This window comes from Nonomuraea sp. GTA35, from assembly GCF_041950525.1.
In the GTDB taxonomy this organism is placed as follows: domain Bacteria; phylum Actinomycetota; class Actinomycetes; order Streptosporangiales; family Streptosporangiaceae; genus Nonomuraea.
Genome location: NZ_JBGNUV010000009.1, coordinates 434,304 through 446,526, shown reverse-complemented (window position 1 = coordinate 446,526; position 12,223 = coordinate 434,304). Strand labels below are relative to the sequence as shown.

The following is a 12,223-nucleotide window of genomic DNA, read 5'->3' as shown; positions in this document are numbered from 1 at the left end:
CTTCGGATATCGGGCGTTCGTGTGCGAGGAGGTCGACATGGCCCCTGATGCCTGCCATCGAACTGGCGTTGGCCAAATGATGCCCCAGGTGACGGAAACGGTTCCCCGCTCTGGCGGTCCTCCTAGGCGCTGAGCAGCATGACGGTCGCCACCAGCAGCCGGGCGGCGGCCACCAGCGTGTCCGACTCAATGCGATCTGGGGTCTCAGCCGGAGTCTGGTAGCCGGGCATGCCCATGCCAACGCCGATCGAGGCCAGGCCGGCGGCGGCGTAGCGGCGGTTGTCGGAGGCCATCGCGCCCGCCTTCAGCGGCACGCCGGTCAGGCGGGCGGCCTGGTCCAGGGTGGCCAGCAACGCGTGGGCGGGTCCGCCCGCCTCGACAGCTGCGGCCTCGTGCAGCTGCGCGGCACCGTCGAGGTTGATCACGAGCGTGTCCGGCGGCAGGGTGGGGGCGTGGTGGGCTGAGCCCCACGCGCCCGCCTCCTCCGCGTCCAGGAAGGCCACCGTCAGCTCCAGCGCCCCGCGCCGCGCGGCGGTCAGCACGCGGGCGGCCTCTAGGACCGCGGCCACCCCGGAGGCGTTGTCGGCGGCTGCGGGCAGGCGCTGGTCGGGGTCGTCGCCGACGCCGTCGTAGTGCGCGCTCAGCAATACCCGCAGCCTCGCGTTCCCGCCGACGGACCCGTCGTCGCCACGTCGGTGGCCGCCGGTCTCGGTGCGGGGAAAGCGCGCGTAGATGTTGCGGCCTCGGGTGGCGATCTGCCGCAGCGGCATGGAGCCGGTCACCTGGACCGGGCCGTTGTCCAGGGCTTCGCCCAGATGCCGGTGGGCCTCGGGGCGCACGGCGATGACGGGCACCGCGCGGGCAGGCGGCCCGGCGATCATCTTGGGCATCCAGCCGTCGGTGTCGGTGCCGCGTACGGTCAGCACTCCGGCCGCGCCCTGTGCTTCGGCCAGTTCACACGCTCGCCCCCAGGTGGTGGCGTCGGCCAGCACCCATCGGCCGCGCAGGCCGGTCTCCGGACCAGTCTCGGGGCCGGTCACGAGATCGGTCTCGGGGACCTTGGTCAGCAGGGCGGTGCGCGGGTGCGGCAGTTCGGCGGAGGCCAAGTGCTCGACGAAGTCGCGGCGGTGCTCCAGGTGCCGCGTCCGCCCGGCGCCGCTCCATTCGAGTACGGGCGTCGCGTACAGCTCGCGTACCCCTGCCACGTCGAACTCCGACAGCTGCACTTGGGCGCCCAGCTCGCCGAGTCGCGCGGCGAGCCAGGAGGCGGCGGCGCGGCCGCCGGGCGAGCCCACGCGCCGCCCGGCGTAACGGTCGCTGGCCAGCTCGCGCACCGTGGCGTGCATGCGGGTGGCCGACACCGCCTCCACCAGGGCGGCCAGATCAGGCCCGCCCTGGCCGAGCCGGATGCTGTGCTGGTCATCCACAGCACCCGGAGCCGCCCTGAACCCCGTCCTGAGAGCCGGCCGGGTGAGCGACCGGAGCGGGGGCCTGGCCGCAGCAACCGCTCTGGGCGGCCTGGCTGGCGGCGGCCGGGCTGCCGCAGCAGGCCGTCGCCGCAGCGGCCGGCTCGTTGCTCTCCCCGGCGACGCCGGACGGCTGGCCGGCGGAGGAAGGGGAGCCGCAGCAGCCTCCGGAGGCGGGTGGGGTGAAGGCCTCTTCCAGGTCGCCGAGGAAGCCGCCGCTGGTCTGGTTCGTCATCGTGGTCTCCCTATCGAGCAGAGTGGATCGCCCACCCCACCCCTAAGAGTTAGATGGATGTCTAATCAGTCGTCACGATCTCACGCTGTTTCGATGTCCGTCAAGATAGATGTGAATCTAATTAGAGAATGGTCGGGGTTCGCCAGGCGTGGCGCGAAGCTCTCTACAGCTGGGCGGTGATCTCGGCGGCGAGCTGCCGAGCGGTGCGGCCTGCGCCGATCAGGGTGGCCGAGGCGGGTCCGGTCCAGTCACCGTAGCCGAGCAGGTGCAGGCGGGGTTCGCCGATCGCCTGGGTGCCGCGGGTGGGGATGAGCCCGTCCGGACCGCGCAGGCCCAGGGGCGCCAGGTGGCCCAAGACTGGCCGGAAGCCGGTGCACCACAAGATCACGTCGCAGGCCAGGGTGCTGCCGTCGGCCCAGGCGACGCCGCGCGGGGTGATGCGGGTGAACATGGGCTCGGCCTTGAGCACGCCGCGGTCGCGGGCCTCGCGCACCGGTGGGACGGCGACAATGTCGCCCAGGTCGGCGATGCCCGCGGCGGGCTCGCCCGTCTGGCTGGCGCGGTGGCGGCGGGTGGCCAGGTCGAACAGGGCGCGGCCGTCGACCTCGTCCGGCAGAAGGCGTGGCGGGCGCTGGGTCACCCAGGTGACCTCGGCGAACGTGGACACCTCGGCCAGCAGCTGGGCGGCGGAGTTGCCGCCGCCGACGATGACCACGCGTTTGCCGCGCAACGGCTCGGGGCCGAGGTAGCCGGCGGTGTGCAGGTGCTTGCCGCCGAAGTCACGCAGGCCGGGATAGTACGGGATGTAGGGGCGCCACCAGGTGCCGGTCGCGCTGATCACGGCCTTGGCCTGCCAGGTGCCGTGGCCGGTCTCGACCAGGAGGTGACCATCACCGCGCCGCACCGCATGCACCCTCACCGGGCGCAGCACCGGCAGGTCGTAGCGGCGTTCGTAGTCGGTCAGGTAGGTGACGACCTCGGCGGCGCTGGGGTAGCCGCCGCCGGGTGGGATGGGCATCATGCGGCCGGGCAGCGAGCTGTACTGGGCCGGGGAGAACAGGCGCAGGCTGTCCCAGGCGTGCCGCCAGGCGCCGCCGCCGCTGTCCTGGGCGTCGAGGATGACGAAGTCGGTCTTCGCGCGGCGCAGGTAGTAGCCGGCGGCCAGGCCCGCCTGCCCGCCGCCGATCACCAGGACGTCGACAGTCCGAGGGGCGGCCGTCATGCGGGCAGCAGCTCCAGCTCGCTGCGTCCCGCCGCGGGCTGAGGCACGGGCCCAAGAACGGGCTCGGTGAGGGGGGCGAACAGGGCGCCGAGCCGGTTCACCGCCTCAGGGATGATGCGGTAGTACACCCAGGTGCCACGCCGCTCGCCGTCGATCAGCCCGGCCGTGCGCAGCACCTTGAGGTGGTGGGAGATGGTGGGCGCGGTCAGGTCGAAGGCGTCGGTCAGGTCGCACACGCACGCCTCACCGCCGGCATGGGAGCCGATCATCGACAGCAGCCGCAGCCGTACCGGGTCGGCGACCGCCTTGAGCATGACAGCGAGCTCGGCGGCGGTGTCCTCGGCCAGCGGTTCGCGGGCGATGGGGGCGCAGCACTGGCCGGTGGGGACGGTCATGACAACCCCTCCTGATTCGAAGTCTGTCGAAATTATAGGCGGTGGTAGGCGACCAGCGCGAACGCGGAGATCGCGCAGGCGGCGGCCACCGCACCCATCACCCAGCCATAACCGGCGGCCTGGGCGAGGGCGAGGGCGCCGAGCGGGGCCAGCGCCTTGTCGGCGACGGAGAAGACGGCGATGCGGCCGGCCAGGCTGGCGTAGGCGGCGGTGCCGTAGCGGCCGACCAGCAGGTGCGGCAGGGTGATGGAGGCGATGCCGAAGCCGAGCCCGAACAGCAGCACCGCGCCGATCGCGCCGGCGACGCTGCGCCCGATCAGCGGCAGGGCGAGGGCGGCCACGCCTTGCAGGGCGAAGATGGCGGCGGCGATGAGGGCGGCTGGCAGCCGGGTCTGCAGACCGGTGGTGACCAGCCGTCCGGTCACCGACAGCACCCCCAGCAGCCCGGCCAGCGTGGCGGCCAGCACGGGCGGGTGACCGAGATGAATCAGATAGGTGATGAGCAGGACCGCCACGGTGGCGACCGCGCCGCCGCTGGCGGTGAAGGCGATCACCAGCAGCCAGAACGGCCGAGCGCGGGTGGCCGCCTTGACGATGGCGGCCCGCTCCTGGGCTGTGGCGGACGCCTGTGTGCTTGCCGTACGGGTGCGGCGGCGTAGCACGAGGGCGTGTAGCGGGATCGCCGCCGTCCCGTAGATCAGTGCCAGGATCACCAGCGCCGTACGCCAGCCGTACCGGTCGACCAGCAGGCCGGTCAGCGGCAGGAAGATCGAGGAGGCGAACCCGGCCACGATGGTCAGCGCCAGCAGCCCGTTGGCCCGGCCGCGCTCGTCGGTGGCGTGGAGGGAGACGATGACCGCGAACGCCGCCTCGTACAGCACCATGGAGCAGGCGACCCCGACGAGCGCGAACACCGCGTACAGCTGCGGCAGGCTCTCCACCCGTGACCAGGCCAGCACCGCCGCGGTGCCGAGCAGCGACCCGGCGGTCATCAGGGCGCGCCCGCCGCCGGCGTCCAGCAGGCGGCCGACCAGCGGCGCACACACCGCGGCGATCAGGATCGACAAGGTGAGCGCCGCGGCGATCTGCGCGGGCGTGGCGTGCAGGTCCCGGGCCATGGGAGCGAGGAAGACGGAGAAGGCGTAGTAGAGCACGCCGTAGCCGATGGTCTGGGTGACGGCCAGCGCGGCGATGACCGGCCAGCCGTGCCGCCGACGTCGCTGAGCGCCGTCCCCGAGGACGGGGACGGCGCTCGAAGCGGGGGCGCTCACTCGCGCTCGCCGGGACAGGCGATGAGCTGCCTGCCGGTTGCGGTCGTGGCCCAGGCGCCGCCCGCGGTTTCGGTGATGAAGCCCTGGGCGTGCAGGCGCCAGGCCAGGGTGCCCGCCATCCGGGTGATCGCGCGGGCGTAGCCGGGGTTGGTGCTCGGCCGCCGGGCCTGCAGGAGGTGGCGGCCCAGGCGTTCGGTCTCCAGCCGTCCGTGGTCGCAGATGAGGCGTAGCGCCTCCTTCTGGGCGGCGGTGGGGTAGCCGTCGGACATCGGGGTGGGTCCTTTCAGCCGCAGCAGCCGCCGGACTCGGCAGTGGCACCGACGGTGGCGAGGGGGAGCGGGGTGGACAGCAGGCCGCCGCTGATGCCGGTGGCCAGGCCGACCCGCTGTTCCTGGGCCTCAGCGAGGTTGGAGGAACACACGCCGGTCTCGGGCAGGTCGAGCTGCACGTCGCGGGCCGCCTCCCAGTCCCCGGCCAGCGCCGCCACGACGGAGCGGACCTGCTCGTAGCCGGTGGCCATGAGGAACGTCGGCGCGCGGCCGTAGCTCTTGACGCCGACGGCGTAGTAGCCGGGCTCGGGGTGCGCGAGCTCGTCCACGCCGTGGGCGGGGACGGTGCCGCAGGAGTGCTGGTTGGGGTCGATCAGCGGGGCCAGGGCGCGGGGGGAGCCGAGCACCGGGTCGAGGTCGAGGCGAAGTTCGGAGGCGATGGAGTGGTCGGGGCGGTAGCCGTTGGCCGACACGATGCGGTCCACGGTGACGCTCTGCTCGTGGCCGGAGGGGTCGCGGCTGATCACCTCGACGCCCTGGCCGGTGGGGTGGACGCGGTGGGTGAAGAAGCCGGTCAGCAACTGGATGCGGCCGGAGGTGACGTGGGCGCGCAGCCGGGTGCCGAGCGCGCCGCGGGCCGGCAGCGCATCGGCCTCGCCGCCGCCGTAGGTGCGGGTGGCGTTGCCGGCCCGGATCGCCCAGGTGATCGGGGTGCGCTCCAGTTCGGCCAGCGCGAGCAGGGTGGTGGCGGCCGAGTGGCCGGCGCCGACGACCAGCACTCGCTGGCCCTCGTAGCGGTCGCGGTCGGCACCGAGGACGTCGGGCAGGGCGTGGTCGACGAACACCTCGTTCTCACCGTGGGCGGGCAGGCCGCTCGCGCCGAGCACGTTCGGGCTGGTGTAGGTGCCGGAGGCGTCGATGATCGCGCGTGCCGGCAGTTCGGTGCCGTCGGCCAGGCGGATCAGGAACGGCGCGTCGTCGCGACCGGCGGTGCGGACCCGGTCGTAGCCGAGGCGGCTGATCGCGCTCACCTTCGCCCCGAGCCGTACCTTGTCGCCGAACAGCTTGGCCAGCGGCGCGAGGTAGTCGTCGATGAGCTCGGCGCCGGTGGGCAGCCACTCGGGGTCCGGAGCACTCCAGCCGTCGGCCTCCAGGAGGCGGCGGGCGGCGGCGTCGATGTTGTACTTCCACGGGCTGAACACCCGCACGTGGCCCCACTGGGCCACCGAGGCGGCGACGCGGTCGCCTGCTTCGAGGATCGTGTAGTCGATGCCGCGCTCGGCCAGGTGGGCGGCGGCGGCCAGGCCGACCGGGCCGGCGCCGATCACGACGACGGGCAGGTGGCCCGGCTGCCCGGAGGCGGCCTGCTGAGGGGTGGCGAACTGCTCGATCTCGACGGCAACGGTGCCGCAGCAACTATCACTCATGACGGCTCTCCAGATGGGCGCGGGTCAGCGGAAGGACAGGGCAAAGGTGCGGGCGCGCTCGATGGCGGCCTCAGCGCGGCAGGTGCGGTCGCACACCTCCGCGGTCGCCTCGTTGAAGGTGAAGCCCGAGACGTCACCCGAGGTGTCGGCGGGGCGGCGCAGGCGGGTGAGCAGAGCGCGCATCGCGCACCTCCTGAATAGAAGCTCATCTAAACAGCTCAGATTCTGGACCACTGATTAGAGGATTGTCAAATTAGATGAGCGCCTAAGCTGAGGCGTGCGGCCGGCTCCGTGCCCGGTCAGCCGCAACCGCCGGCAGAGGGGCCGTCTCCCGGCGGGCAGCAGGCGGCCAGGGCGGCCTGCAGGTCGGCCAGCGCCTGCCGTGTCCCGTCGGGGTTGGCGCGGTAGTAGACGGTCTTCCACTCGCGCCGTGAGGTGAGCACGCCGCCCTCGCGCAGCGTGGCCAGGTGGGTGGAGGTGGCCGACTGGGCCAGCGACAGGCGTTCGGCCACCTGGCTGACGGTCAGCTCCACCCCGCCCTCGAACAGGAACAGGATCTGCTGGCGGGTGTCGCTGGCCAGCGCCTTGAGGAAGCCGCGCGCCGCGTCGGTGAGCTGGATGCCGCTGCCTGCCGTCTGCATGGCACGACTCTACCGTATTGTCATTTCTGGATATGAGGATATGATCCGTCGGCATGGACACCATCGTCATCGGCGCCGGCCAGTCCGGCCTGGCCGCCGCCCGCGCCCTGCGCGCCGCCGGCCGCACCCCCGTCATCCTCGAAGCCGGCCCGACGCCCACCGGCTCGTGGAGCAGCTACTACGACAGCCTCACCCTGTTCTCGCCCGCCCGCTACAGCGCCATGCCCGGCCAGGACTTCCCCGGCGACGGCGACCACTACCCCACCCGCGACGAAGTCGTCGCCTACCTGCAGCGCTACGCTGGCAGCCTGGACGCCGAGATCCGCACCGGCACCCGCGTCACCGCCGTGGAAGCCGACGGCGCGGGCGGCTTCCTCGTCCACACCGCCGCCGGGGACACCCTCCGCAGCATGGGCGTGATCGCGGCCAGCGGCTCCTTCGGCAACCCCAACATCCCCGCCCTGCCCGGCAAGGACGGCTACACCGGCCAAGCCCTGCACGTGGCCGGCTACCGCAACCCCAAGGACTACGCCGGGCAGCGCGTCGTGGTGGTCGGCGGCGGCAACTCCGCCGTCCAGATCGCCTACGAACTGGCCGAGGTGGCCGACGTCACGATCGCCTCCCGCCAGCCACTGCAGCTCATGCCGCAGATCGTCGGCGGCAAGGACGTGCACTACTGGCACACCACCACCGGCTTCGACCAGCTCCCGCCCGCCTGGCTGGCCCGCGTCGCCAGCGGCACCCTGGTCATGGACACCGGCGACTACGCCGCCGCCCTGGCCGACGGCCGCCTGCAGCGCCGTGCGATGTTCACCGCCTTCGACGGCGACCAGCTCATCTGGGCCGACGGCGAGCGCGAGCGCGTCGATGCGGTGATCTACGCGACCGGCTACCTGCCGCACCTGGACTACCTGGCCCCGCTCGGCACCCTCGACGAAACAGGGCTGCCCCTGCACACCGGTGGCCTGTCCACCACCCACCTCGGGCTCGGCTACGTCGGACTGGAGTTCCAGCGCTCCTTCGCCTCCAACACCCTGCGCGGCGTGCACCGTGACGCCGAACACGTGGCGGCGCCGATCGCCGCCTACGCCGGCGGAGTCCTGGCTGCCTACGGCCTGTGACATGGATTCTCCGCTGATCACCCTGGCGCTGGTCGTGCTGCTGCTGGCTACCATGCTGACCGTCGGCACCTCGCTGACGCTCGCCGGCTTCGCGGCACTGCTCCGCCGCGCGCTCGCCCTGACGGCGGCCGTGCTGGTGAATGTCGTGGCGGTACCGGCGATCGCGGTCCTGCTCGTCCGCTTGCTGCGCCTGGACGGCGCGATCGCCTACGGGGTGGTCCTGGCCGCCGCCGCGCCTGGCGGCGGCACCGGAGCCCTGCTCACCTATCACGCACGCGGCGACCTGGCCTTGGGAGTGAGCCTGCAAGGCACGCTCGCCGTCCTGGGCCTGCTCGCCGTGCCTGCCTGGAGTCTGGCCGCACCGTACGCAGGCGCACCCGTGGGAGGGGACGCGGGGCTCCAGGTGGTGGCGATGTTGCTGGCCCAGCTCATCCCGATCCTCGCCGGGATGTGGCTGCGCGCCCGATCGCCCGGCACCGCCGACCGGGTACAGAAGGTCAGCAGGCGGGTGGCCGACGTGCTGCTGGTGACCTCGACCCTCTACATCCTCATCACCACCGCAGACCGGCTGACCACCATCCCGATCTCCGGCTGGGCCGCCTTCGCTCTGCTGACGCTCCTGTGCCTGCTGGCCTATGCCACCCCGGGCCTCGAGAGCCCGTCGGCCCGGCGGGCCGTCGCCATGACCACCACCATCCGCAACCTGTCCCTCGCCCTCCTGGTCGCCGGCCTGTCCGCCGACGCGGCCCTCGTCAGCCTAATCGTGCTGGCCTACGGCCTGGTGATGTACGCCGTGGCCGGCCTGGCCCTGGCGCCGCTCCGCAGAACCGCTCGTCTTGGAAAGGACTTCGCCTGATGAACACCGCTTTGCCCGTGGCCGTCATCGGCGCCGGCCCCGTGGGCCTGGCCGCCGCAGCCCACCTGGCCGAACGCGGCCTGCCCTTCGCCGTCCTGGAAGCCGGGCCCGTCGCCGGCTCCTCGGTACGCCAGTGGGGACATGTGCGCATGTTCAGCCCGTGGCGCTACAACACCGATGCCGCCGCGACACGCCTGCTGCGCGCCTCCGGCTGGACGCCGCCCGATCCCGAGGCGCTGCCCACCGGCCAAGACCTCGTCTCCGCCTACCTCGAGCCACTGGCCGGCCACCCCTCGATCGCTCCGCACCTCCGCTACGGGGCGCGCGTGGCGGCGATCAGCCGCCTGGACATCGACCGGCTCCGCACGGCGGGCCGCGAGAACGCCCCGTTCGTCCTACGACTGGAGGACGACAGCGAGATCCGCGCGCGGGCGGTGATCGACGCCTCCGGCACCTGGGCAACACCGAACGTGCTCGGCGCCAACGGGCTGCCCGCCCGCGGCGAGCGCGAAGCGGCCGACTGGATCCACCATGCCCTGCCCGACGTGCTCGGCGCCGACCGCCACCGGTTCGCCGGCCGCCACACGATCGTGGTCGGCGCCGGGCACTCGGCCGCCACCACGCTGCTCGCGCTCGCCGACCTGGCCGAGCAGGCGCCAGGCACCCGCGTCACCTGGGCCATCCGCGCCGACGCGCCGGAGCGCGCCTACGGCGGCGGCGAAGCGGACGCCCTGCCCGCCCGCGGCTCCCTCGGCTCCGGACTGCGCCTGCTCGTCGACAAGGGCCTGGTCGACCTGGCTGAAGGCTTCAAGGTCAACGCCGTCCGCGTCCTGACCGACGGCACCGTCGAGCTCCGCTCCCGGCAGCACGCCGGCTCCGATCGCACCATCAAGGCCGATCATGTCGTGGCCGCCACCGGCTACCGGCCGGACCACTCCATCGCCGCCGAACTGCGGCTCGACCTCGACCCCATCCTCGGCACCACCCGCCTGCTCGCCCCGCTGATCGACCCCAACGACCACTCCTGCGGCACCGTCCGCCCGCACGGCGTGGACGAGCTGGCCCACCCCGAGCCCGGCTACTACGCCATCGGGATGAAGAGCTACGGCCGCGCCCCCACCTTCCTGCTGGCCACCGGCTACGAGCAAGCCCGATCCGTCATCGCCGCCCTGGCCGGCGACTGGGCAGCGGCGCGAGAGGTCCAGCTCGACCTGCCCGAGACCGGTGTCTGCTCGATCACCCTGGCCGTGCGCGCCATCACCGACGACTTCGGCCTGCCGCCCGACACCCCCGCCAAGCTCATGGCCGCCACCACCCGGCACCTCGGCCACCAGGCCAACCCCGCCGACGCGGTCATGGCGGCGGCGACCGAGCTGGGCATAGACCCGGCAGCGGCCGTCAAACTGGCAGCCCTGGCCGGATAGCCGCCACGGCTAGGCGCAACCTAGGCGCTTCATCTCCTGCACCGGCAACGCCGACAGCGTCCCCCGGCCGAGGCCGACCGGCAGGCCACCGCCGCGACGGTCGCCACTGGGCCGCCGGCAGACCTGCGGCGGGAGGCCTCCACCAGCCTGCTGGGGCTGCGCCCGATCGAGGTGATCGAGCCGGTCGACTTGGCCGCCATGGACGTGCGGGAGGAGGGCCGCCCGTGGTGCTGCTGCCCGAGGCCGACCCGCCCGGCGCGGGCAGCAGCACGCGATGAACGGCCCCCGCACAGCGGGGGGCCGGTTGCTTGTGCGGCCGCCTCTTCTCACAAGCCCTCGCCGGAGGCGACGCAAGCGTACGTGCGCAGTTGTGGCAAGCACTAACGCACGCCGCACGGCCGCTCGTTCACACCTCAGACAATCGCAACAGCGCGGCATCGAGACGCGCCAGCGTTTGATCGCGGCCGAGGACTTCCAACGACTCGAACAGGGGGAGGCCGACAGTCCGGCCCGTGACCGCGACTCGGACCGGAGCCTGCGCCTTGCCCAGCTTCAACTCATGTCTCTCGCCGACCGCCGTTAGCACGATCTTCAGCTCATCGGCGTGCCAACCAACGTTGGCATAGGCGGCACGCACGTCGCGTAGCAACTCCGCTGCCCCCGGCTTCATGGCCTTGGACCAGGAAGCTTCGTCGAACACCGGCTCGTCCAGGAACAGGAAATCCACGTTACCGGTGATCTCCGACAGGAGCGTCAGCCGGGTTTGCGCCAGAGGCGCCACTTCGGCGAACACGGCTGCGTCGAACGCCTCAGCCCGCCAGGGCGCACGGGGCTGGGTCAGCCAGGGCGCGCAGGCGGCGATGAACGCCTCGGGTGACAGTGCCCGGATGTACTCGCCGTTGAACGCCGTCAGCTTCTTCACGTCGAAGAACGCCGGCGAAGTGTTCACGTCCTCGATCCGGAACAGCCGCTCCATCTCCTCGTACGGCATGATCTCCCGATCGTCGCCCGGCCCCCAGCCCAGCAACATCAGGTAGTTGACCATCGCCTCCGGCAGGAACCCGTCGGCCAGGTAGTCCTCCAGCGCCACCTTGTCGCGCCGCTTCGACAGCTTCTGCCGCTTCTCGTTCACGATGACCGGCAGGTGCCCCCACACCGGTGGCGTGGCACGCAGGGCTTCCCACAGGAGCTGCTGCTTGGGCGTGTTCGACAGGTGCTCCTCGCCCCGGATCACCTGCGTGATGCCCTCGTCCAGGTCATCGACCACGTTGGCCAGCAGGAACACCGGCGACCCGTCGCCTCGGGCGATCACGAAGTCCTCGATCGAGGCGTTGGGGAAGATCGGCTTACCGCGGACGAGATCCTCCACCACGGTCTCGCCCTCGTCCGGCGTGCGGAATCGCAGCGCCCGCCCCTCGGCGAACTCCAGCCCGCGCTCACGGCAGAACCCGTCGTATCCCAGATGCTCAGACCCGGTCCGCTCCTTGAGCTGCTCGCGGGTGCAGTCGCAGTAGTACGCCCGCCCCGTCGCATACAGCCGCAGGGATGCCTCCTGGTGCCGCCCGGCGTTTTCGGACTGGAAGTACGGGCCCTCGAAGGTCGGGTCAGCGGAGCTGATCCCGATGGCCGCCAAGGCATCGATGATGCCCTGAGTCCACTCCGGCCGGTTGCGTGCTGTGTCGGTGTCCTCGATGCGAAGAACGAACGTGCCGCCGGATTGTCGCGCCACTGCCCAGTTGTACAGAGCCGACCGCGCCCCACCCACATGGAACATTCCAGTAGGGGAAGGCGCAAAACGCACGCGAACCGGAGACGTAGACACGCTGCAACTCTACCGACCGTGATGCGAGAGGTCTGGCTAATATCCGCTGCTCATGGCCATCGAAAAGGCAGTGG

General features: G+C 72.1%; 13 protein-coding genes. 3 read left to right on the top strand and 10 right to left on the bottom strand.

The window, feature by feature from the left end; genetic code table 11:
- Positions 1–122: 122 nt before the first annotated feature.
- The 9 genes from ACBJ32_RS36430 to ACBJ32_RS36390 form a co-directional block, all read right to left on the bottom strand.
- On the bottom strand, positions 123–1,427 hold the full coding sequence (locus tag ACBJ32_RS36430; RefSeq protein WP_375130603.1) for a M28 family metallopeptidase: 1,305 nt from the start codon (positions 1,425–1,427) through the stop codon (positions 123–125).
- The gene (locus ACBJ32_RS36425; protein WP_375130602.1) at positions 1,420–1,701 is read right to left on the bottom strand and encodes a hypothetical protein; all 282 of its coding nucleotides are present in this window, start codon (positions 1,699–1,701) and stop codon (positions 1,420–1,422) included. Before ACBJ32_RS36425 ends, ACBJ32_RS36430 begins: the two co-directional genes overlap by 8 nt.
- A gap of 163 nt (positions 1,702–1,864) precedes the next feature.
- Complete coding sequence (locus ACBJ32_RS36420) at positions 1,865–2,923, bottom strand: ArsO family NAD(P)H-dependent flavin-containing monooxygenase (RefSeq protein WP_375130601.1); 1,059 nt, start codon at positions 2,921–2,923, stop codon at positions 1,865–1,867.
- Complete coding sequence (locus ACBJ32_RS36415; protein ID WP_375130600.1) at positions 2,920–3,318, bottom strand: metalloregulator ArsR/SmtB family transcription factor; 399 nt, start codon at positions 3,316–3,318, stop codon at positions 2,920–2,922. Before ACBJ32_RS36415 ends, ACBJ32_RS36420 begins: the two co-directional genes overlap by 4 nt.
- Positions 3,319–3,350: 32 nt before the next feature.
- Positions 3,351–4,589, bottom strand: a complete 1,239-nt coding sequence (locus ACBJ32_RS36410; protein ID WP_375130599.1) for an MFS transporter — start codon at positions 4,587–4,589, stop codon at positions 3,351–3,353.
- Positions 4,586–4,858: a hypothetical protein gene (locus tag ACBJ32_RS36405; RefSeq protein WP_375130598.1), complete on the bottom strand. Its 273-nt coding sequence runs from the start codon at positions 4,856–4,858 to the stop codon at positions 4,586–4,588. Before ACBJ32_RS36405 ends, ACBJ32_RS36410 begins: the two co-directional genes overlap by 4 nt.
- A gap of 14 nt (positions 4,859–4,872) precedes the next feature.
- Positions 4,873–6,285 (bottom strand): FAD-dependent oxidoreductase, encoded by a 1,413-nt coding sequence (locus ACBJ32_RS36400; RefSeq protein WP_375130597.1) that lies wholly within the window; start codon positions 6,283–6,285, stop codon positions 4,873–4,875.
- 24 nt (positions 6,286–6,309) lie between these two features.
- Positions 6,310–6,468 (bottom strand): hypothetical protein, encoded by a 159-nt coding sequence (locus tag ACBJ32_RS36395; RefSeq protein ID WP_375130596.1) that lies wholly within the window; start codon positions 6,466–6,468, stop codon positions 6,310–6,312.
- A 116-nt stretch (positions 6,469–6,584) separates the two neighbouring features.
- Positions 6,585–6,926: an ArsR/SmtB family transcription factor gene (locus tag ACBJ32_RS36390; protein WP_375130595.1), complete on the bottom strand. Its 342-nt coding sequence runs from the start codon at positions 6,924–6,926 to the stop codon at positions 6,585–6,587.
- 53 nt (positions 6,927–6,979) lie between these two features.
- Here ACBJ32_RS36390 and ACBJ32_RS36385 point away from each other — a divergent pair, with 53 nt between their 5' ends.
- The 3 genes from ACBJ32_RS36385 to ACBJ32_RS36375 are packed head-to-tail and all read left to right on the top strand — an operon-like array spanning position 6,980 to position 10,327.
- Positions 6,980–8,047 carry a flavin-containing monooxygenase gene (locus tag ACBJ32_RS36385; protein ID WP_375130594.1) on the top strand — a complete coding sequence of 356 codons (1,068 nt, stop codon included), beginning with the start codon at positions 6,980–6,982 and terminating at the stop codon, positions 8,045–8,047.
- Position 8,048: 1 nt separating this feature from the next.
- Positions 8,049–8,903: a hypothetical protein gene (locus ACBJ32_RS36380; RefSeq protein ID WP_375130593.1), complete on the top strand. Its 855-nt coding sequence runs from the start codon at positions 8,049–8,051 to the stop codon at positions 8,901–8,903.
- Positions 8,903–10,327 carry an FAD-dependent oxidoreductase gene (locus ACBJ32_RS36375; protein ID WP_375130592.1) on the top strand — a complete coding sequence of 475 codons (1,425 nt, stop codon included), beginning with the start codon at positions 8,903–8,905 and terminating at the stop codon, positions 10,325–10,327. Before ACBJ32_RS36380 ends, ACBJ32_RS36375 begins: the two co-directional genes overlap by 1 nt.
- A 406-nt stretch (positions 10,328–10,733) precedes the next feature.
- Here the strand turns inward: ACBJ32_RS36375 and gltX are convergent, their stop codons facing one another.
- On the bottom strand, positions 10,734–12,149 hold the full coding sequence (gene gltX / locus ACBJ32_RS36370; protein ID WP_375130591.1) for a glutamate--tRNA ligase: 1,416 nt from the start codon (positions 12,147–12,149) through the stop codon (positions 10,734–10,736).
- Positions 12,150–12,223: the final 74 nt, after the last annotated feature.